At 62.1% G+C, this 21,390-nt stretch carries 18 protein-coding genes, 1 tRNA gene and 1 pseudogene; 15 read left to right on the plus strand and 5 right to left on the minus strand.

What is annotated here, in order from left to right:
• Window positions 1-341 (minus strand): annotated as a pseudogene (locus ETQ85_RS22890) (TolC family protein); the annotation flags it as partial.
• Between the two features lie 120 nt (window positions 342-461).
• Complete coding sequence (locus ETQ85_RS26390; protein WP_187394826.1) at window positions 462-1,685, minus strand: hypothetical protein; 1,224 nt, start codon at window positions 1,683-1,685, stop codon at window positions 462-464.
• 321 nt (window positions 1,686-2,006) lie between these two features.
• Between ETQ85_RS26390 and ETQ85_RS26395 the strand changes: the two genes are divergently transcribed.
• The 13 genes from ETQ85_RS26395 (at window position 2,007) to ETQ85_RS22960 (ending at window position 16,444) form a co-directional block, all read left to right on the plus strand.
• The gene (locus ETQ85_RS26395) at window positions 2,007-2,498 is read left to right on the plus strand and encodes a lysozyme (protein ID WP_187394827.1); all 492 of its coding nucleotides are present in this window, start codon (window positions 2,007-2,009) and stop codon (window positions 2,496-2,498) included.
• Window positions 2,498-2,968 (plus strand): hypothetical protein, encoded by a 471-nt coding sequence (locus tag ETQ85_RS22905; protein ID WP_148581369.1) that lies wholly within the window; start codon window positions 2,498-2,500, stop codon window positions 2,966-2,968. Before ETQ85_RS26395 ends, ETQ85_RS22905 begins: the two co-directional genes overlap by 1 nt.
• Window positions 2,969-3,166: 198 nt before the next feature.
• Window positions 3,167-3,457 carry a co-chaperone GroES gene (groES, locus tag ETQ85_RS22910; protein ID WP_148581370.1) on the plus strand — a complete coding sequence of 97 codons (291 nt, stop codon included), beginning with the start codon at window positions 3,167-3,169 and terminating at the stop codon, window positions 3,455-3,457.
• 67 nt (window positions 3,458-3,524) lie between these two features.
• Window positions 3,525-5,177: a chaperonin GroEL gene (gene groL / locus ETQ85_RS22915; RefSeq protein ID WP_148581371.1), complete on the plus strand. Its 1,653-nt coding sequence runs from the start codon at window positions 3,525-3,527 to the stop codon at window positions 5,175-5,177.
• 212 nt (window positions 5,178-5,389) lie between these two features.
• The gene (locus tag ETQ85_RS22920; protein ID WP_148581372.1) at window positions 5,390-5,698 is read left to right on the plus strand and encodes a DUF485 domain-containing protein; all 309 of its coding nucleotides are present in this window, start codon (window positions 5,390-5,392) and stop codon (window positions 5,696-5,698) included.
• Window positions 5,698-7,443, plus strand: a complete 1,746-nt coding sequence (locus ETQ85_RS22925) for a cation acetate symporter (protein ID WP_148581373.1) — start codon at window positions 5,698-5,700, stop codon at window positions 7,441-7,443. Before ETQ85_RS22920 ends, ETQ85_RS22925 begins: the two co-directional genes overlap by 1 nt.
• Window positions 7,444-7,850: 407 nt before the next feature.
• Window positions 7,851-8,525, plus strand: coding sequence for a response regulator (locus ETQ85_RS22930; RefSeq protein ID WP_148581374.1), 675 nt, complete (start codon window positions 7,851-7,853; stop codon window positions 8,523-8,525).
• Between the two features lie 10 nt (window positions 8,526-8,535).
• A complete protein-coding gene (locus ETQ85_RS22935) occupies window positions 8,536-10,020 on the plus strand; it encodes a sensor histidine kinase (protein ID WP_246128878.1) in 1,485 nt (494 codons plus the stop codon).
• A gap of 73 nt (window positions 10,021-10,093) precedes the next feature.
• Window positions 10,094-10,169: transfer RNA gene (locus ETQ85_RS22940), tRNA-Phe, on the plus strand.
• 683 nt (window positions 10,170-10,852) lie between these two features.
• Window positions 10,853-11,383 (plus strand): midcut-by-XrtH protein, encoded by a 531-nt coding sequence (locus ETQ85_RS22945; RefSeq protein WP_187394828.1) that lies wholly within the window; start codon window positions 10,853-10,855, stop codon window positions 11,381-11,383.
• Window positions 11,384-11,556: 173 nt separating this feature from the next.
• Window positions 11,557-12,219 carry a sterol desaturase family protein gene (locus ETQ85_RS22950; protein WP_187394829.1) on the plus strand — a complete coding sequence of 221 codons (663 nt, stop codon included), beginning with the start codon at window positions 11,557-11,559 and terminating at the stop codon, window positions 12,217-12,219.
• Window positions 12,220-12,296: 77 nt separating this feature from the next.
• Window positions 12,297-14,078 (plus strand): DUF262 domain-containing protein, encoded by a 1,782-nt coding sequence (locus tag ETQ85_RS22955; RefSeq protein WP_148581378.1) that lies wholly within the window; start codon window positions 12,297-12,299, stop codon window positions 14,076-14,078.
• On the plus strand, window positions 14,075-16,444 hold the full coding sequence (locus tag ETQ85_RS22960; RefSeq protein WP_148581379.1) for a DUF262 domain-containing protein: 2,370 nt from the start codon (window positions 14,075-14,077) through the stop codon (window positions 16,442-16,444). Before ETQ85_RS22955 ends, ETQ85_RS22960 begins: the two co-directional genes overlap by 4 nt.
• Here the strand turns inward: ETQ85_RS22960 and ETQ85_RS22965 are convergent.
• The 3 genes from ETQ85_RS22965 to ETQ85_RS26400 form a co-directional block, all read right to left on the minus strand.
• The gene (locus tag ETQ85_RS22965; protein WP_148581380.1) at window positions 16,433-17,044 is read right to left on the minus strand and encodes a sensor histidine kinase; all 612 of its coding nucleotides are present in this window, start codon (window positions 17,042-17,044) and stop codon (window positions 16,433-16,435) included. The genes ETQ85_RS22960 and ETQ85_RS22965 overlap by 12 nt on opposite strands.
• A 12-nt stretch (window positions 17,045-17,056) precedes the next feature.
• Entirely contained in the window at window positions 17,057-18,676 is a 1,620-nt protein-coding gene (locus ETQ85_RS22970) for a tetratricopeptide repeat-containing response regulator (RefSeq protein ID WP_187394830.1), read from the minus strand.
• Between the two features lie 153 nt (window positions 18,677-18,829).
• Window positions 18,830-18,976, minus strand: coding sequence for a hypothetical protein (locus ETQ85_RS26400; protein ID WP_187394831.1), 147 nt, complete (start codon window positions 18,974-18,976; stop codon window positions 18,830-18,832).
• 133 nt (window positions 18,977-19,109) lie between these two features.
• Here ETQ85_RS26400 and gcvA point away from each other — a divergent pair, with 133 nt between their 5' ends.
• Together gcvA and hemA are read left to right on the plus strand one after the other, a co-directional pair.
• Window positions 19,110-20,093 (plus strand): transcriptional regulator GcvA, encoded by a 984-nt coding sequence (gcvA, locus tag ETQ85_RS22975; protein ID WP_148581382.1) that lies wholly within the window; start codon window positions 19,110-19,112, stop codon window positions 20,091-20,093.
• 28 nt (window positions 20,094-20,121) lie between these two features.
• Entirely contained in the window at window positions 20,122-21,375 is a 1,254-nt protein-coding gene (gene hemA / locus ETQ85_RS22980; RefSeq protein WP_148581383.1) for a glutamyl-tRNA reductase, read from the plus strand.
• The last annotated feature ends 15 nt before the right edge of the window (window positions 21,376-21,390 follow it).

A 21,390-nucleotide genomic window follows, 5' to 3' on the forward strand; every position in this document is an offset into this window, starting at 1 on the left:
TCGGCGGCACGCAGGCGCAGGTCGCGCTTGTCGCCCCGTTCGAGGAGCTGGTCGACGCGCAACACGCTGTCCATCGGCCGGTCCCAGGCTGCGCCGCTGTTGCGCGAGGGATTGATGCTGGTGACGGAGGCGGTGAGGGTGGGGTTGGGGCGGGCGCCGGCCATGTCGATGCCGGCGCGGGCACCGGCTACCGCAGCCTTGGCCTGGAGGATGGCCGGGTTGGTTTCGAGCAGCCGCTTTTCGGCGTCGGCAAGGCTCAGGCGGGTTGCGTCGGCCGCTTGCACGAGGCAGGGCAGCGGCAACAGGAGTGCGGCGAGAAGGAGAGGGCTGGGGGTGCGCATGCCTGCTGGCGGAATCGGTCGGATTGGCCAGTCTAGGAGGCTTCCCTGTCGCTCACCTGTCTGCTTTCTTGCGCGAAGCTTGCATCTTTGGCAGGGCTCCGGCCCCGGCCCCGGCCAGCCTCAGTCAGTTGCATCCTCATTCAGCCGGGCGCCGAGCAGTTTTCCGAGGAGACGTTTGAAGAGGCCGCGTGGGGGCGGCGCGGGTTGCGCCGGGGCGGCGGCTGCCGGGGCGAGGCGGCTCCCCGGCAAGGCGGAGGGCAGGCTGATCTGCTCCACCAGGCCGAGGGCATGGCAGGCGCTGTAGAAGGCGAACACGTAGCGCTGGGGGACGCCAAGTACGCGTACCGTTTCGCGCAGACTGATGCTGCCCCGCGACCACAGGCCGGCGATGCGCATGGCTTCCGGCGGCACCGCCAGGCGGGTCAGGTTGGGCCAGCAGTGCAGGCGGATCGGGTGGTCGAGGTGGGTGCCGCAGGGCAGTCGGCCACGGGATGCCCACAGGGCCAGGTCCCATTCCAGCGCTTCCAGCGGCCGGCTGACGAGGCCGTCGAGCAGCGGGGCATCGCGGGGCTCGAGGCGGGCCATCGAGACGGTGCCGCGGGTTGGCAGCTGGGCGAGGGCGCGCATGGCGTTGGCGCTGCGCGTCGGGTAGGCCAGCCCGCTGCGTGGATCAAGGAACAGGGCCGCGCCGCTGGCATCGTTGATGCGCATGGGGCGGTCGATTTCACGGGCGTGAGCAATGGCCCGGGCGAGGGCGCCCTGCAGAAAGTTCTCGGGGGCGTAGAACAGGGTGGTGTGGGTTGTCGGGTTGTCCAGGTCCACGTCGGGCATGGAGCCTACGTACAAAATGGACAGGCGCTCCTCCATCTGGCGCAGCGTGAGCCCCCGATCTGCCCGGGTGTGTGCTGTGCCCGTTTCCTGAAGCGCTTGCAGGTCGGTGATCTGGAGTTCGTCGGGAATGGCTTCAAGGTTCAGCTCGGTGCCTTCGGCGACATCCCGCAGGCTGATGGCAGAGGGCGGCAGCAGCCTGCGGACCTTGGTCAGGGCGGCCGAGAAGGCGGTCAGCCCGATGGGCTTCGCAACCTCGATGGTCAGCGGGTCGGGACGTCCTCCCGGGGCCTGGGTGGTGACGATCAGCGGCCGCGAGGGGTAGAGCAGGCGGTGACCTTTCAGCAGGTAGGGCCCCAGTTCGGTGTCCACGTCGATCAGTGCGACGTCGGCCGCGCCCTCGTCGGAGATTTGGCAGGCGTTCGGGCCGATCCGCGAGAGAAAGATCTCGAACGCGTAAAGGGCACGGCTATCCATGCCGGAATGGCAAAGACGAAGGGCTGTTTGGGCGTACATGGCGGACGTTCTCCCGGTGGTTCATGGGCGGAGCGGATGGCGTGCGCGTCTTTTGCCTGCCGTCGATGCGGTTCGCCGCGTTGCAATATGTCTGCGCCGATTCTAGAAGGGTTTGATCAGCATTCAGGTCCTCAATTGCTTCTTTGTGTCACGCAAGACATTGTTTTACATAGCTGTTCCGGGGTTTTGGGAAAAGCGGGGGCGGGTGCTGCCGGGAAGGGGCTATCGGCCTGTCGGCGGCGCCCTCCGGCATCTATATTGGCTGGACAGGCGTGCCACATCGCGACCGGTATTTTCTTGTTCGGGCAAGGGGAGACGAAAATGGGAAACATGCAAGTCGGCCAGTCCGGCCGGGCGCTCTTCCAGGAGTGGGAGGGGCTGGATCTCAACGAGTACCTGGACTCCGGCGGGGCGCCGACTATCGGTATCGGCCACCTGATGACCCGCTCGGAGCGCATGTCCGGCAAGATCATCATCAAGGGCAAGCCGGTGGTCTATCGCAAGGGGCTGACCGTGCAGCAATGCTGGGACTTGCTCGACCAGGATCTCGACCCGGCCGAAGCCGCAGTGAACGGTGGGGTCAGGGTTGCGCTGAACCAGAATCAGTTCGATGCGCTGGTTTCCTTTGCCTTCAATGTGGGGGGCAGCGCTTTTGCAAGCAGTACCTTGCTGAAGGTGCTCAACGCCGGGCACCATGATCAGGTTCCGGCCCAGCTGCTGCGCTGGGTCCGGGACAACGGAAAGATCGTGAAGGGGCTGGTGAATCGCCGCAACAAGGAGATCGAACTCTGGAATCGTCCGGTAAAAGTCTGATGACTCGTCCCGGTTTGCTGGCTGGAGTGTGCCGCGGAAGCTGGTTGCTGCTTGGTGCCGCATTGTTTGTGGCGCCTCCCGCGTGGGGGGATGATGCCTTGTTGCTCGGCGCCTGGGAGGGGGGCGACCGCGCGACCAGGGCCATTTATGGCCGGCTGTTGGTGACGCCGGCCTTTGTGAAGTGGTCGGGCAGTCGGGCCAATCCGGCTTGCCGGGTTCGCTATCGGCTGGTCACCCGGAAGGAGGCGGAGGCTTACCCGGATGCCTTGCCGGGGTTCGATGCCGCGCCCGGTGTGCCGGGTTACACCGTGTTTCGCCTTGCCCTGCAAAGGCGCGCCTGTACCCGGGGCCGTACAGCCCTCCAGTTCGCGATCCCGGTGGCCAAGCCGGCGCGTGCGGAACTCGTCACCTATGATCGTCGTGGCCGCCCTGTGTCGTGGGGGCATCTCGATCGCCCGGACGGGCGTTGAGTTTCAGCGGCCTTTTCCCGAGACAGAAAAAAACGTTGGGCCTGCTCTTGAAAAGGGGCAGGGGTGACCCTATTATTAGCACTCGTAGGCGGTGAGTGCTAACAGCCCGCCGCCACTATCCGCTAACCGCCTGTTGGCCAACGTTTTTTTTAGTCGGGCAGCGTTTTGCCCGGTTTGAACCGAGTAGGAGACCTGTACATGAATATCCGTCCCTTGCATGACCGCGTGATCGTCAAGCGCATTGAAGCCGAGCGCACCACTTCCAGCGGTATCGTCATCCCCGACTCCGCCGGCGAGAAGCCCGATCAGGGCGAGATCCTGGCCGTTGGCCACGGCAAGATCCTCGAGAACGGCGAAGTACGCAAGATGGACGTGAAGGTTGGCGACCGTGTCCTGTTCGGCAAGTACGCCGGTCAGACCGTCAAGGTCGACGGCCAGGAACTGCTGGTCATGCGCGAAGAAGACATCATGGGCGTGGTCGAGGCCTGAGCCTCCCGCACCCACTCGCAAGTCGGGCTGTGGCCCGACCTACATTCATAGAATTCAGGAGTATTAAATGGCTGCTAAAGAAGTAAAGTTTGGCGATTCCGCCCGTGCTCGCATGGTTGAAGGTATCAACGTCCTGGCCGATGCGGTCAAGGTCACCCTGGGCCCCAAGGGTCGCAACGTTGTGCTCGAGCGCTCTTTCGGCGCCCCGACCGTGACCAAGGACGGTGTGTCCGTGGCCAAGGAAATCGAGCTCAAGGACAAGTTCGCCAACATGGGCGCCCAGATGGTCAAGGAAGTCGCTTCCAAGACCTCCGACATCGCCGGTGACGGCACCACCACCGCCACCGTGCTGGCCCAGTCGATCGTTCGCGAAGGCATGAAGTTCGTTGCCGCCGGCATGAACCCGATGGACCTGAAGCGCGGCATCGACAAGGCTGTCGTGGCCACCATCGAAGAGCTGAAGAAGCTGTCCAAGCCCTGTTCCACCAACAAGGAAATCGCCCAGGTTGGCTCCATCTCCGCCAACTCCGATTCCTCGATCGGTGAAATCATCGCCAACGCGATGGAAAAGGTCGGCAAGGAAGGCGTCATCACCGTTGAAGATGGCAAGAGCCTGAACAACGAGCTGGACGTCGTCGAAGGCATGCAGTTCGACCGCGGCTACCTGTCCCCCTACTTCATCAACAACCCGGAGAAGCAGGTTGCCATTCTGGACAACCCCTTCGTCCTGCTGTTCGACAAGAAGATCTCCAACATCCGCGACCTGCTGCCGATCCTGGAGCAAGTTGCCAAGGCTGGCCGCCCGCTGCTGATCGTTGCTGAAGATGTGGATGGCGAAGCGCTGGCCACCCTCGTGGTGAACAACATCCGCGGCATCCTCAAGACCTGTGCCGTCAAGGCGCCGGGCTTCGGCGACCGTCGCAAGGCCATGCTGGAAGACATCGCCGTGCTGACCGGCGGCCAGGTGATCGCCGAAGAAGTCGGCCTGACCCTCGAAAAGGCTGCCCTGACCGACCTCGGCCAGGCCAAGCGCATCGAAGTGGGCAAGGAAAACACCACCCTCATCGACGGCGCCGGTGTTGCCGAGCGTATCGAAGCCCGCGTCAAGCAAATCCGCGTGCAGATCGAGGAAGCCACTTCCGACTACGACCGTGAAAAGCTGCAGGAACGCGTGGCCAAGCTGGCCGGCGGTGTTGCCGTGATCAAGGTTGGCGCTGCCACCGAAGTCGAAATGAAGGAAAAGAAGGCTCGCGTGGAAGATGCCCTGCACGCCACCCGCGCTGCTGTTGAAGAAGGCATCGTTCCCGGCGGCGGCGTAGCCCTGCTGCGTGCCCGTGCCAACCTTGGCAGCCTGAAGGGTGACAACCACGACCAGGACGCCGGTATCAAGATCGTTCTGCGTGCGATGGAGCAGCCGATGCGCGAGATCGTTGCCAACGCTGGCGACGAACCCTCCGTGGTGGTGAACAAGGTTGCCGAAGGTACGGGCAACTTTGGTTACAACGCTGCCACCGGAGTGTACGGCGACATGGTTGAAATGGGCGTGCTCGATCCGACCAAGGTGACCCGCACTGCACTGCAGAACGCGGCCTCCGTGGCCAGCCTGATGCTCACCACCGACTGCATGGTTGCTGAACTGGCTGAAGACAAGCCGGCCGGCGGCATGGGCGACATGGGTGGTATGGGCGGCATGGGTGGTATGGGCGGCATGGGGATGTAATCCCTGCGTTCCCGAACCAGCCGGTTCCATGAAAAACCCCGCTTCGGCGGGGTTTTTTGTTTTGCAGGCCGGGTTTCTTGTCTTTCGTTAAGGTGCTTTCTGAAGCTGACGCACACGTAAGTTCACAGTAAGGCTCCGCCGGTACCTTGCCTAACACCCTTAAAGGAGCCGTTTCGGCTACTTCCAAGGTTAATTCGAAGAGGAGGAGAAAAATGAAAGACGACCTCGGCGACCGCATCCGGGCAAACCCTAAGTACCAGGAGCTGGTCTCAAAACGCAACAGCTACGGCTGGATCATGACGCTCTCGATGCTGGTCGTGTACTACGGCTACATCCTGCTGGTGGCGTTCAACAAGGATTTCCTGGCCCAGAAAACCGGTGCAGGCGTGACCTCGATCGGGATTCCCATCGGCGTTGGCGTGATCCTGTTCACCATCATCATTACCGGCATCTACATTCGCCGCGCCAATACCGAATTTGACGATCTGAAGGCTCAGGTCATCAAGGAGGCCACCAAGTGATGCGTACATCCAAACTGATCTTCGGCCTTCTGGCCGTGCTGGCCTCCGGCGCCTTGCTGGCTGCCGGCGCCGATATGGGCCAGGTTGAAAAGCAGGCCACCAACTGGACGGCGATCGCCATGTTCGGCGTTTTCGTCGCCGGCACGATGTTCATCACCAAGTGGGCTGCCTCCAAGACCAAGTCTGCGGCTGACTTCTACACCGCCGGCGGTGGCATCACCGGTTTCCAGAACGGCCTGGCGATCGCCGGCGACTACATGTCTGCTGCGTCCTTCCTGGGTATTTCCGCTGCGGTGATGGCCAACGGCTACGATGGCCTGATCTATGCGATCGGCTTCCTCGTCGGCTGGCCGATCATCACCTTCCTGATGGCAGAGCGCCTGCGCAACCTCGGCAAATTCACCTTTGCCGACGTGGCCGGTTACCGCTTCCAGCAAACCCCGATCCGCGCCTTTGCCGCTTCCGGCACGCTGGTCGTGGTGGCCTTCTACCTCATCGCCCAGATGGTCGGTGCCGGTCAGCTGATCAAGCTGCTCTTCGGTCTCGAGTACTGGATGGCGGTGGTGATCGTCGGCGCGCTGATGATGGTGTACGTGCTCTTCGGCGGCATGACTGCCACCACTTGGGTGCAGATCATCAAGGCTGTGCTGCTGCTGTGCGGCGCCTCCTTCATGGCCTTCATGGTGCTGATCAAGTTTGGTTTCAGCCCCGAGGCGATGTTCGCCAAGGCTGTTGAAATCAAGACCGGTCTGGCCCTCAAGGACGCCAAGCTCATCGAGGAAGCTGCCAAGACGGGCAAGGACATCGCTGTCCTCGCTGCCGCCAAGGGTGATTCCATCATGGGCCCGGGCTCTTTCGTGAAGGATCCGATCTCCGCCATCTCCTTCGGTATGGCGCTGATGTTCGGTACCGCCGGCCTGCCCCACATCCTGATGCGCTTCTTCACCGTGCCGGATGCCAAGGAAGCCCGCAAGTCCGTGGGTTGGGCGACTGTCTGGATCGGTTACTTCTACATCCTGACCTTCATCATCGGCTTCGGCGCCATCACCTTCGTGCTGACCGATCCGACCTTCCTGGATGCCAAGGGTGTTCTGAAGGGTGGCGGCAACATGGCGGCTATTCACCTGGCCAACGCTGTCGGCGGCAACGTCTTCCTCGGCTTCATCTCCGCGGTTGCCTTCGCTACCATTCTGGCTGTGGTTGCCGGCCTGACGCTGTCCGGCGCATCTGCTGTGTCGCATGACTTGTACGCCACGGTGTTCAAGAAGGGCAATGCAGACTCTGCCGCTGAACTGCGCGTGTCCCGTATCACTACCATCGTTCTCGGTGTTATCGCCGTGGTCCTGGGTATCGCCTTCGAAAAGCAGAACATCGCCTTCATGGTGTCCCTGGCCTTCGCCATCGCCGCGTCCGCCAACTTCCCGGTGCTCTTCATGAGCGTGCTGTGGAAGGATTGCACCACCAAGGGTGCGGTGATCGGCGGTTTTCTGGGTCTGATCGCTTCCGTGGCTCTGACCGTGGTTTCCCCGTCCGTCTGGGAAGTCACCCTCGGCAACCCGAAGGGCTCCGCCTGGTTCCCCTACACTTCGCCTTGCCTGTTCTCGATGACCATCGGTTTCGTGGGTATCTGGCTGTTCTCGATCCTGGATCGCAGCGCCAACGCCCAGCAGGAACGGGCCGACTTTGCTGCCCAGCTGATCCGGTCCGAAACCGGTATCGGCGCCTCCGGCGCATCGGGTCACTAAGCCGCTTTACCTCTCTCCCCAGCGCTTCGGCGTCGGGGAGATGCAAAACAAAAACCCCGGCTGCCTTTCGGCAGACCGGGGTTTTTTCATGGCATGTTGCGTTCACCCGGCCCGCGTCAGGATCGGCAAAGCGCCCCTGTGCTAGACTCGGCTGAATTCGTTTTGGAAGATGTCGGCGGACACGCCGGGAAGTGCGAAGCCCTGTCGCCAGTGAGCGTGGGGTGTGCTGTCTCGGCAAGGGCAAAAAGACGGCGGGGGATGGACCGTCGGGCGGCCCAATCCCCCGAGGCTTTGTCGCAGCGCAAGCCGCAACCTTGCCCCCAAGACCGAGTAAAAGGAGAACAGCGGATCGAATATGCCGGATTCCGCTTACTTCAAACTTACACTTCTGCCCCTTCGAATACGTCATGCGGATCTTGTTGGCTGAGGATGACCTGATCATCGCCGACGGCTTGTGCCGGGCGCTGAAAAAAGCAGGCTATGCGGTGGATCATGTGCCCAACGGGGCCGATGCGGATGCCGCTTTGTTGAGTCAGACATTCGATTTGCTCATCCTCGATCTCGGCTTGCCGAAATTGCTGGGTATCGAGGTTCTGCGCCGCCTGCGTTCGCGCAAGTGCGTCACGCCGGTCCTGATTCTCACTGCCCAGGACGGCATCGAGGACCGTGTCCGCGGGCTCGATGCCGGTGCTGACGATTATCTGACCAAGCCTTTTGCCCTGCCCGAACTGGAAGCCCGTGTGCGCGCCCTGACGCGCCGTGGCACCGGCCAGGCACGCTGCATCGAATATGCCCGGCTCGTTTACGACCAGGCCGACCGGGTCGTCAAAATTGACGGGCAGGTGGTTGAGTTGTCTGCTCGCGAGGTGGGCTTGCTCGAAGTGCTGCTGCTGCGCGCCGGCCGTCTGGTGAGCAAGGAGCAACTGGTGGATCACCTGTGTGGCTGGGGCGAGGAAGTCTCCAATAACGCCATCGAAGTGTATGTGCACCGCCTGCGCAAGAAACTCGAGCAGAGCGGGGTGCAGATCGTGACGGTGCGCGGCCTCGGATACTGCCTGGAAAAGCCGGATGTGGTCGCCTAGGTGGCGCAAGATGGCGGAGGAATCCGCTGCCGATGGCAAGTCTTTCAACTCCCTGTTCGGCGAGATCCTCGACTGGATGCTTGCGCCATTGTTGTTCCTGTGGCCGATCTCCATCATCGTCACCCACAACGTCGCCAACAGCATCGCCAACCAGCCCTACGACCAGGCCCTGGCGGTCAATGTGCGTGCCATCGCGCGTCTCGTGAAGCTCGAGAATGGCCAGGCGCGGGTTAACTTCCCCGCCCCGGCCCGCCTGATCCTGCGGGCCGATGAAGACGACACCGTTTATTACCAGGTGCTGGGTTTCAAGAACGAACTGCTGGCCGGCGACAAGGACATTCCGGCGATCAAGGCGCCTGATAACGTGGTGCCCGATCTGGTGATGTTCCGTGACGAAACCATCGCTGGCGAGGAGGTGCGCGTCGCCTACCAGTTCCTGCAGCCCATCGACAGCATTCCAAGCCGACTGGTGCTTTTGCAGGTTGCCGAAACGCGCAACAAGCGCAGCACGCTGGCCTCGCGCGTGGTGACTGGCGTGCTGCTGCCCCAGTTCGCCATCATTCCGATTGCGGTCATCCTTGTCTGGCTCGGCCTGTCCCGCGGCATCGCGCCGCTCAACCAGTTGCAGCGCCTCATTCGAAGGCGTCGCCCGTCCGACCTGTCACCGATTTCCGTTACCGGGGTGCCCGAGGAGGTGCGGCCGCTGATCATCGCCTTCAACGAAATGATGGCGCGCCTCGAAGAGAACCTGCAGGCTCAGCAGCGCTTCATTGCCGACGCGGCCCATCAGATGCGCACGCCGCTTACCGGCTTGCGCATGCAGACCGACCTGGCGCTGATGGAAACCGATCCGGTCCAGGTGCATCGCTCCCTTGAACACATTTCCCAGAGTGCCGAGCGGGCCAGTCACCTGATCAACCAACTGCTGTCTCTCGCCCGCGCAGAGGCCAGTTACGAGAAGATCTACGCTGTCGAACGCGTCGACCTGGAGGCCCTGCTGCGCGCCATGCTTAGCGATTTCGTGCCGCGCGCGCGCCAGAAGAACATCGACTTCGGTCTTGAAACTACCGGATCGCCTCTTGTCATCGACGGCAACCCGGTGCTGCTCGGTGAGTTGCTCAAAAACCTCATCGACAACGCCATCAAATACACGCCCGAAGGCGGTTGTGTGACCGTGCGCACCATCGCCACCGAGCGTGCCATCGTCGAAGTGGAAGACACCGGGATCGGTGTTCCCGACACCGACCGGGAGCGTGTTTTCGAGCGCTTCTATCGGGTTCTTGGCAGCTCGGAAAGCGGTTCAGGCCTCGGTCTGCCCATCGTCCGCGAGATTGCGGAACTGCATCGGGCCAAGGTCAGCCTCATTCCCAACCCTTGCGGCAAGGGCACCATCGCGCAGGTTGTTTTTCCGCGCAGTCGCGGCGCCCTCGACGATGCCAATGCGCTCGACCTCCAGGCTCCGCGCTCGACCGCAGAGCAATTTCCACCCGGCTGAGGCCCGAGAGTGAGAAAGTTTGATTTTGTATTTGACGAAGCGGAAAAGCTTGGCTACAATGCTTGAACTCTTTGGCCAGTTAGCTCAGTTGGTAGAGCAGCGGATTGAAAATCCGCGTGTCCGTGGTTCGATTCCGCGACTGGCCACCAGAATATTCAAGCAAAAAGCCCAGCCTCCAAGCTGGGCTTTTTGCTTTGCTGGTACTTTTCTGCCCTGCCAGCCCGAATGGTGACCGGTTGTGCTCGACTGCGGCAATCGTGAATGTTCTGCGGTCGCACGCGCCTGCGCGCTCAAAAGCGAAAACTCGTCGCTTCACGCAACTCGCGTAACTACTTCAGGAGTCGTGAAATGAGTCAGCAGGGCTCATCCCGCCTTCGCTGAGCGAGCCTCCGCAGCCGTTCTTCCGCGCGAGCAGCCCAAGCCGCTCCTTGCCCGCACGGGAAAAGGCCATGCAATCCAAGAGGCCGCATTGAGTCAGTGGCATTGCTTCGTATCTGGTCATCTTTCCTTCGTTGGGGGCCGTCTGGCTACACCAGAAAACTGTATCCCTGCATGCCAAATGACTGGCGAGGCAAGTCAGTGAGCTGGGCGAGGGGCGGGATACTGGGGAGTGTGCACTGGGTGAAGAGCTACGAGCGGATCGCCGAGCAGGTGTGCCCCCGGGGCGGGTGGGGGAGTGCAATCCTGGATCGGCAGTGCCTTCTTGCATGAGCTGGGTTTTTGATAAATTCAATATCTTTTCAAAAAAAGGCATAATTATTAAAAAATTCAGCCCGGTTGAATTGGGCTTGTTGTCCCCTTCCCTTTGGCCTTCATGACGTCTGCTCACCACATGAGAAAACACTCCAAACTGATTTCCGGTTCCGGTCTGCTGTTCCTGTTCATGGCGGTCTGCCAGGATGCATTGGCTGGCACGCCTGGAGGCACGGTTTCCTATGCGCCTTATGCCGCTCAAGGCATTCCGACCCTTTCCGAAGGGATGACGATGGTCCTGGCATTGCTGATGTCGGTGACGGTGTTTCGGGTCTTGCGCAATAAAGGAGGACGTCCGCTGGCAGTGTTGGTGGCTGGAGCCCTGCTGATACTGGGCATGGCCTCTTCAACGGAGTGGATGGGGCGCGCCTTGGCCATTGGGTTCCAGTTCAATGTTGAGTCGGGCGGAACCGTTAATGTGCTGGTCAACAACATTGATATTTCAATTGCCAATCAGACCACCAAGCCCCAGCAGATCACGGCCATTACGCCCTACCCTGGTCAGGTAGCCGTGGCGCCTCCTTCTGCTACGCCAATCATGCCCCGCTGTGAAGTGACAACGGTGGTTGCGCCAAGTGCTTCCTGCGTCGTGCGGTTCGCCCTTGATTAGTGATTTCTCAGGAAGCCCTCGTAGCCGCTGGCGCGGCGTTTTCTCTGATCGTGATGGTCGGAGGCGTCGCTGTGGCGCTGGGGATGGAGGCCCTTGCGCCACGCAGAGTCAGGTCTGGGCCTCGGCTATGGCGCTGGATCAATAACCTGGGTCTGGCGGCAGTGAATGAGGGTTTGCTGTACGCCGTCGCGCCCTTCGCTGTGGCTGTCGCCATGTCGATGACGGGCGGTCAGAACATTGGACTTCTGCCGCGACTCGGGGTGAGTTCACTTACTGCGTTCGTGGCAACCGTACTGTGCCTCGAGTTTGCCGGCTACTGGATTCATCGCCTGTTTCACGCGGTTCCCGTGCTGTGGCGAATCCATGCGGTGCATCACGCTGACGTAGACGTCGATGCGACGACGGCCCACCGGCATCATCCACTGGAGCCCCTGATCGTGACCGCTTTGCTCATGCCGGTGGTCCTTTTGCTGGGGCCGGCGCCCACCATTACCCTGTTCTACGGTTTCTTGCGTACAAGCATCGCGGCATTCAGTCACGCGAACCTGAGGTTGAGTGAAGCGCTGGAGCAGGCCCTCGGGTGGGTTGTCGTGACGCCCGACTTTCATCGCGTGCATCACAGTGCTGTGCGCCCCTTCACCGACAGTAATTTTTCAAACACGGTGCCGCTGTTCGATCATCTGTTCGGCACCGCGCGGTCCTGGAGTGACGCTCAGCAGACGTCAATGCGCTTGGGCCTGGAGTACTGGCGGGACCCTGTGGATTCGCGAATCGATCGACTGCTGGTGGCCCCTCTGGCCTATTCATCCCGGTTTGGACGCGATCGCGTCAATTAATGGGCCGGGCGACAGAAAGACAAACCGAACGCACCCTCCTGGATTAGCGCCGCAATGTAATTGCGGACATATCGCCGATGACTACGTCCACGCACCCTGAAAATCCCCGCCTGAAAAAAGTTGGAGAAATTGCCGGTCATTTTTTTGTGCCAGCTTACCAGCGGGGCTATCGCTGGGGGGAGCATGAGGTCAAGGCTCTGCTCGACGACATCTACGCGGATGGCAAGCGGGGCAAGGATGAGAACTATTGCCTGCAGCCCATCGTCGTCAAGTCGCAGCCGGCTGAGGGGGGCGCCGAAGGGGAGGACTGCTTCGAGCTGATCGATGGCCAGCAGCGGCTGACGACCCTGTATTTGATTTACCACTTTCTGCAGCAGCAAGTCGATGGGGATATCAAGCTGCCCTTTTCCCTGTCCTATCAGACCCGGCCGCGCAGTACCCAGTATCTGCGCGATCTGACTGCCGAGCAGAAGGATGACAACATCGACTTTTTCCATATTCATGGCGCCTACCAGTGTATTGCTGACTGGTTTAAGGCCACCGCCGAGCGCACCCGCAAAATAGCGAGATTCGTGGGGCTCGGTGTTTACGGCTACCTGCAGGATCAGGTCCATGTGATCTGGTATGAGGCCGGCGGCGTCGATTCGACGACCCTGTTTACCCGCCTGAACGTCGGGCGTATCGCCCTTACCAATGCCGAACTGGTGAAGGCGCTGTTGCTGGCGCGGCGGGGTGGCAACGAGCTGGCCGACGAGCATCGGCAAATCGAGATCGCCACCCAGTGGGACATGATTGAGCGGGAGCTGCAGGACGAGGAGTTCTGGGCCTTCCTGACCAACAAGCCGGGATCGGCCTATCCGACGCGAATCGAATTCCTCTTCGACCTGATTGCGATGAAGCCGGAGGGAGAGAAGGAGCGTTTCCATACCTTTCTGCATTTCAAGCAGATTCTGGATGGTCAGGAGAAAGATTCGCGGAAAGTCTGGGCACCCGTGCTGGAGCGCTACCACCTTCTGCGGGAGTGGTTCGAGGACCGCGAGCTCTATCACAAGGTGGGCTATCTCGTAGCGATCGGTATCGGTCTTGAAAAGCTCGTGAACGAGTCCGGCAAGCGGCTCACCAAGACCGCTTTCCGGGCCTTTCTCGATGACGAGATCAAGGCATCCCTCGGTCAGGACACGGCGGCCATCCGGGAGTTGTCCTACGACACCCACTATGAAAAGTGCGCACGTCTGCTGCTTCTCTTCAATGTGGATTCGGTGCGTCGTCTGGAGCACTCGTCGGAGCGCTATCCTTTTCACTCCCACAAGGCTGAAAACTGGTCCCTGGAGCATATCCATGCCCAGCACGCCGAGCCGCTGAGCTCCGAGGCGCAGTGGAAATACTGGTTGTCTGACAGCCAGCACGCCCTCGCCGCGCTGCATCTTGATGATGTGTCCCGGGAGGCGGACAAGCAGGCTCTGGTGAACGAGATCAATGAGGTGGTGGCCGGCAAGGTGACGGGGCCGATATTCAAGGCACTTGCCCGCCGGATCATGGCGGATTTTCTGCACCCGGCCGGTACCGAGGATGCGGTGCATTCCATTGCCAACCTGGCGCTGCTTTCGGGCAGCGTCAATAGCGCCCTGAACAACGCGGCCTTTCAGGCGAAGCGCCTCCGCGTCATCGAACTCGACCGGGCCGGGAAGTTCATTCCCATCTGTACCCGGCGGGCATTTTTCAAGTACTACACCGAGGCCGGCAGCCAGCAGATGCATCTCTGGAGCAGGGATGACCAGACGTCCTATCTGGAAGAGATCCTTTCGCCGGAGCGGGGCATCGGGAATTACCTGAAGCCGGCTGTGGAGGTGCAGTCATGAGTACTTCTTTCAGAAATGTCTTCCGCCGGGGGGATGTCTCGCGGATCGAGATTCCCATTGTCCAGCGCGATTACGCCCAGGGCCGCAAGGATGGTGGTGTGCCGCGCATCCGCAAGGCTTTTCTTGAGGTTTTGCACGGCGCCCTGACCGGCAGCGAGGCGGTCGGTCTCGATTTTGTCTACGGCGAGGTCGAGGACGGCCGGATGATTCCCCTCGATGGTCAGCAGCGTCTGACCACCCTGTTCCTTCTACACTGGTACCTGGCGGCCCGTTGCTGCGCCTCCGGTGACGAGTGCGATTTTCTGGGGAAATTCACCTACAAGACCCGCTACAGTGCCCGGGATTTCTGCGCACACCTGATCACACAGCGGCCCTCTTTTCCCCTCGCCGGCAAGCTGTCGACATGGCTGGGTGACCAGCACTGGTATGCCGGTGCCTGGAGGCACGATCCCACCATTCAGTCGATGCGGGTGGTGCTGGATGACATCCACGACCTCTTTTGCAATGCCGATGGTGCTGTTTGTCATGCCGCGTGGCAGCGACTGGTGAGTGATGACGAGCCGGCCATCACGTTTGAGAGCCTGTCCCTCGCGGACATGGGGCTCACTGACGAGCTCTATATCAAGATGAATTCCCGGGGCAAGCCGCTCACGGACTTCGAACACTTCAAGGCAGATTTCGAGCAGACGCTTCGTGAGGTTTCCGAGGCGCACCACGACCGGTTTGACGGCAAGGAAAGCCCTTACCAGGAGTTCATCCGCAAGGTGGATCAGGATTGGTCGGACCTGTTGTGGCCCTTGCGTGGCAGCGACGACATCATCGACGACGAATTCCTGCGCCTGTTCCGCTTCCTCACCGACATCGTCATCCACCGATATGGTCTACCCGTTGAGCCGGACGCTTTCGACAGGGATATCGACCTCTGGGCGAAAGGCATCTATGGCAAGGCAAACGGCCAGGATCCCCTGGCTACCCAGCGCTACCTGTTCGACGCCCTCGACAGCCTCTTCGCCGTCTTTGGGCCCCTGAAGCGCGCGGACACGATCGCCGACTGGTTTCGCGGCATTTTCACGGAGAAGGGCTATCGCCCCGGTGCCGTGGCGATCTTCGACAAGCAGGTGGATCTTCTTGGCGCCTGCTGCGAAAAATACGGAATCATGGCCGGCAAGAATCGCCTCTTCAGCCTGTCGCGTACCCTGCTGCTCTTCGCCGTCCTCGAGTACCTGATGGCCGACCCGAAGCCGGAGGATTTCGCCCAGCGGCTGCGGACCGTGCGCAACCTGGTGTTTGCCTCGAACGACGAAATTCGACCCGGCAGTTTTTCGGCCTTGCTGGTTGAAACCAGTCAGATCGTCAGCAAAGGCGATCTGAGTGAGGTCCAGACCTACAACAAACGGCAAATCGACGAGGAAGGGCGCAAGGCGGATTTTCTTGCTCGACATCCCGATCATCCCGGCCTGCGGGAAATACTCCATCGCCTTGAGGATCACGACCTGCTTCGGGGCTGCATTGCGGTCTTCGACCTGGGGGCGGACGCAGCGACCTTCGCCCGGCGCGCTGCGCTATTTCACGAGGTTTTCCCCGAGGATGGCAAGCCGTCGTTCAGGGAGATCGGCGCCGCCCTCCTGGCTTGCGGCAATTATTCCCGCCAGGTGAGCGAGGGCCGCTATCAGTTCGGCAGCCCGGAACTGCCGTCAGTGTGGCGAGAACTGCTGACCAACTCCGCCAGCACGGACTTCGCCCGGACCCGCGGGGCGCTGCTCTCCATGCTGGACGCTCTGGCCTGCACTGCCGGCGCCTCGATTTCCGTGCGTTTGCAGGCGATCGCTGATGCCTACCTGGCCGTGCAGGAAAAGGCCGGGGCATTTGACTGGCGTTACTATCTGGTCAAGTACCCCGTCATGCGTGCCGGCTACAGTGGTCTTTACATCTCCTCCAGCGGTGTCATGGGTTTCGATCTGTGCATGATGGAGCGGTGGCAGTTGAACAGCTACTACCGTGATCCTTACCTCCTGGCTGTCATCGAACAAAGCGGGGCACGATTCGGCCAGGACGTGGCGCCGCTCAAGCACTATGGTTGGGATGGGTATCAGCAGCAGGGCCGCTGGATCGAGCTGGCCCGTACCGGAGAAAACCTGATGAGCTGCCGGAATGAGGGCTTCCTGCTGCAGGGGCCGTCCCAGGCGGGCGAACTGGCGGCCTTCATGGCGATCATTCAGAAACATGGGGCCGACGCCGATGGCCTGCTGAAGGTTCCGCAGGTGCTCGTCGATGGGGTGATCCACGATCAGGAGGACCGCATTCTGCTCGGGGCCCGGCTGCTGCAGGCCTTCGTCGCCGGCCCGTCGTTACTCTCAGCGGGGTAGCTTCAGGCAGAAGACGGCCCCTGGCGCGTTGTCGAGTGAGACTTCGCCCCGGAAGCCATGGTTCTCGTGCAGTGCGGCGACATGGCGGGCGAGGTACAGGCCGATGCCGACCCCCTCTTCGCTCATCGGTGCAGGCCGTGCCGGGTTGGCGAGCATCTCGGGAGGGTAGCCGGGGCCATCGTCCGCGACGCAGAGTTCGAGCCAGTCACCGCTTTCGCGGGCAGTGACGAGAATGCGCTGGCGGGCGAAGCGGAGGGCGTTGTGCAAGGCGTTGGCCAGCACCATGCGGATCAGGGATTCATCGTAGAACCAGGATTGCGGCGCGAGTTGGCTGTCGCCGAGGATGTCGAGCTGGCTCAGCGGGCGTGTTTCGGTGACCAGTTCCTTCACCAGATCGGCCGGACTGAAAGCGTCGATATCCGGTCGCAGCAGGCCGGTTTCGGCCTTGTAGCAGGCGAGCAGGCGGGTGAGTTCCCCGGCGGCGGCCAGAGCGTCGCGCAAGGTTTCGTTGTCACCGCGGTTTTCCGCACGGGCGGCCATCAAGGCAAGGCGGTTCTTGACGTCGTGAATCGAAAGGGCAGCGAGGGCGGCGAAGCGCATGGTGGGCTCCGTTCAGGCGGTCTGACCGTACTTGGTGCGGATGCGGCGCTGCAGTTCGGCGATGTCGGCCAGTTTGGGATGGCGGGCATCCAGCATGGTGACGCGCTTCTGGAAGCGCAACGCGTCGTGCAGTTTCACGGTGTCCGGGCCATTGCTGTAAATGTCGAGGAGCAGCGCAAAGGCGGCGTTGGAGACGATCTGTGCGTTGCCTGGCAGGCGTTCGGCTGCTTCGGTGAGCATCTCGGCGGCGGCCCCCAGCTCGCCTGCACGACCGCGGCGTACGGCTTCGTTGTTGAGCGCAACCACTTCCTGCACGCCTTCCTGAATCAGCGCGGCGGCCCTGCCGGGGGTGCCGTGGACATTCAGCGCTTCGGTGACCTGTGCATGCACCGCGGTGGATTCCGGGTTGTTCTGGACGATGCTCTTCAGGATCGCTTCACCCTTGTCCTGCTGGCCGGTGGCCAGGCAGGCGCGGGCAATGCGCAGGGCCACGTCCTGCGGCAGGCTGCCGGGTGTTGTGTCGAGGGCCCGGGACAGTGCCGCAGCTGCCAGCTCCGGCCGGCCGGCCTTGTGCTGGGCGAGTGCTTCGACCGCCGCGAGATGGGGGTCATCAGCGTCGCTCTTGAAGTTCTTGCGGGCTTCGTCGATCAGCTGGATGGCTTTTTCGGGGGCGCCCATTTCGGCGTGTGCGTTGCCGAGACTGGCGATGTCGGCAGTTTCACGCAGTGGTGAGTTGCGGGTTTTCGTGACGACCCGGGTCAGCGCGCTTTCGACGCGGGTGAAATCGCCCTTTTTCTCGGCAACCCGGGCAATGGCGCGGTGACGCGAGAGGGATTCCGGCGCGATTTCGCAAGCCTGGTCGAGGGTGTGCAGCGCGTCGTCGGTCTGGCCGGCATCGAGCTGGATCTGGCTGAGCAGGTCGTAGGCTGACAGCAGCTGTGGGGCTTCCTCGATCAGCTGGCGAAGGGTGGCCGTACAGGCTTCCAGTTCGCCTTGGGCAAACTGGGCCCGGGCCAGCCCGAAGCGCGCCCACGGCATGACGCGAATGGCGAGTACCTGCCGGTAAAAAGCCATTGCCTCGTCGAAGCGCCCGCAGGCGATCAGTGCGTTGCCGCGGATGCGTCGGGCTTCGGTCTGGTAGCGGTCGCCGCTGGCGATGATCTCGTCACAGGCGGCAACCACTTCGGGCCAGCGCTCCTTGTCCTGCATCGCATCCACCTTGGCGAGCCGGGCTTTTTTGTCGAGCAGGCTTTCGAGGCGCAGCTTCAGGGCGTCGGCGGTGAAGGGCTTGAGCAGATAGTCGTCGGGCAGGCATTCGGCCGCCGTCATCACGCTGACGTAGCCCTTCTCGGCGGTGATCATGATGAACAGGGTGCTGCGACTGATCAGCTTGCGCTTGCGCACGTGTTCGAGGAGTTGCTGGCCGTCGGAGCCGTCCCCCAGGAAGTAGTCGCACAGAATGACGTCGAAGCTGTCCTGTTCGAGCTGCGCGACGGCCGTCTTCACGTTGCTGCTGATGGCGACCCTGCTGTGCCCCAGCGAGGCCAGTTGACTGCGCAGGGAACTGCGCATCTCCGGCATGTCGTCGACGATGAGGAATTTCTTGTTTTCGTGAGCGCTCAGGCTGGCCATGGTGTGCGTGCGGATGACCCAACAGGTCAGAACGGGATTCGGTGACGTTTCTGGTGCATATGATGCACCGCCCGTCGGGGTTCTGCACCCCCGATCCGCCATGAGTCCGCCGCATGCCCGCTGCGCAGCCAGGGGGAGACGTTCCTGCCTGCTTCAGAGCACCTGTCCGGCAAACACTTCCTTGAAGTAGGCCTCGCCGTCCGCCTGCTCGGCTGTCGTGCCGGCCAGGCCCAGGCGTTCTGCGGTAACCCGTTGTTCAAGCGGGGCGCTGACAAGCTGGCGCAAATAGTCGAAGTTCATTTCGTTCTCCTTCTTGAAGTTTGAAAGTGACGCAAGGCTTTGGGTGCCATGAAGTGACTATAGGTTTTGTGTTGCGCTGCAGCAAACGACTCTTTGTGATGTTACGATTTAGTTTTCCTTAATCATCGCCGCCATGACTTATCGTCTGCCCGCCCTGTCTGCGCTGCGTGCCTTCGAGTCGGCAGCCCGTCACCTGAGCTTCAAGAACGCCGCCGCCGAGCTGTGCGTCACCCCGGCGGCCGTGAGTCAGCAGATCAAGTCGCTGGAAAGTTATTTGGGCGTGGCGCTGTTTCGTCGTCTTCCAAGGGCGTTGGAGTTGACCGTGCAGGGGGCGGCGATGGTGCCGAAAGTGAGCGAGGCGTTCGCCTGTCTGGTGGCGGCTGTCGAGGCTACCCGGCCGGCTGACGAAGGGCTGCTGACAGTCCATGCGCCACCGTCCCTGGCCTTGCGCTGGCTGGTGCCGCGCCTGTCCCGGTTTGCGGCGGCCCATCCGGAAGTGGCCCTGCGTCTGGCCAGTGATGTCGGCAATATCGACGGTGTGGGGAGCGGGCCGGTGGGGCCGGCGGCCGATCTGCGCGATGCAGGGAGCGAGGTGGCGATCCGCTTCGGCGAGGGGCATTACGCCGGCTTCTCCTGCGAGCTGATTCTGGCGCCCGACTATGTGCTGGTGTGCAGTCCGGAATTGCTGGCTCGTATCGGGCCGCTGTGCAGTCCGGTCGACATCGGCGATCAGGTGCTCATCCACGATGAGTCGATTCCCGATGCAGAGAAGCGTCCCAACTGGCAGGAGTGGTTCCGGCTCGCCGGAGTGCCCGGCAAAGTGGACGCTGGCGGACCGCGCTTTTCGAGCGCGGCACTGGTGCTCGAAGCCGCGCTGGACGGGCAGGGCATGGCCTTGACGCTGCGGCCGCTGGTCGAGGCGGATGTGGCGTCGGGGCGTCTGGTCATGCCCTTCGACACGTCGCTGCCGTCCCGTTACGCCTACTATCTGGTGATTCCCGAGGCGATTGCTGCGCGTCCGGCCGTGCAGGCTTTTCGTGGCTGGCTGCTTCGCGAGGTGGGCGTGACAATGTCCGCTGCTGCAGTCAAAAGCCCGGGTGATATAATCGCCCCCTGAATAAATCCGCTTCGCCGCGCGCCACTGAATGCAGCTGTTTGCTCTCGGACTGAACCACCACACTGCGCCGCTCGCGATTCGTGAGCAGGTGTCGTTTCGTCCCGAGCTTCTGATTCAGGCCCTGGCCGACTTCGTTCGCGCCAAACCGGTCAAGGAAGCCGCGATCCTGTCCACCTGCAATCGCACCGAACTCTACTTCGCCACCCAGCAGCCCCAGCATGCGGCAGACTGGTTCGCCGAATACCATCGTGTCGCCCTGCAGGACCTCTCCCCGTATCTGTACACCCTGCCCCAGCGGGACGCCGTGCGCCATGTTTTCCGGGTCGCCAGCGGTCTCGATTCAATGGTGCTCGGCGAGCCGCAGATTCTCGGCCAGATGAAGGATGCGGTGCGCCAGGCCGAAGAGGCCGGCACCCTCGGTGCAACCATGCACAAGCTCTTCCAGCGCACCTTCTCGGTGGCCAAGGAAGTGCGTTCCACCACCGCCATCGGCGCCAACATCGTGTCCATGGCGGCGGCGGCAGTGCATCTGTCGGCGCGCATCTTCGAGCGGGTCAGCGACCAGCGCGTGCTGTTCGTCGGCGCCGGCGAGATGATCGAGCTGTGTGCCGCCCACTTCGGTGGCGCCCAGCCGCGCAAGATGAGCATCGCCAACCGCACGCCGGCCCGGGCCGAAGCCCTCGCCACGCGCTTCGGTGCCGATGTGCTGCGTCTCGATCAGGTGGGCGAGATGCTGGCGAGCTACGACATCGTGGTTTCCTGTACCGGCAGTCCGCTGCCCATCATCGGTCTCGGCATGGTCGAACGGGCGCTCAAGGCGCGTCGCCATCGTCCAATAGTGATGGTCGATCTGGCCGTGCCGCGCGACATCGAACCCGAAGTCGCCGGGCTCGACGACGTCTTCCTGTACACCGTCGATGACCTCGCCCAGGTCGTCGATTCCGGTCTCGAGTCCCGCCAGGCGGCGGTGGTCGAGGCCGAAGGCATCATCGACGAGCGGGTGGATGGCTTCCTCCACTGGCTCGACAGTCGCGACACCGTGCCGACCATCCGCGCCCTGCGCGCCCACGCCGACCACATGCGGCAGGCCGAGCTGGAGCGGGCCGTGCGCCTGCTCGCCCGGGGTGAAGACCCCCACAAGGTCATCGAGGCGCTCAGTCATGGCCTCACCAACAAGTTCCTGCACGCCCCGACGCGCTTTCTCAGCGCCTCCGAGGGCGACCAGCGCGGCGACTGCGCCGATCTGGTGCAGCGCATCTTCAATCTCCACAAAGAGCACTAGCCCGCCGGGCTGGGC

The sequence above is a fragment of the Zoogloea oleivorans genome (assembly GCF_008107625.1).
Lineage (GTDB): Bacteria > Pseudomonadota > Gammaproteobacteria > Burkholderiales > Rhodocyclaceae > Zoogloea > Zoogloea oleivorans.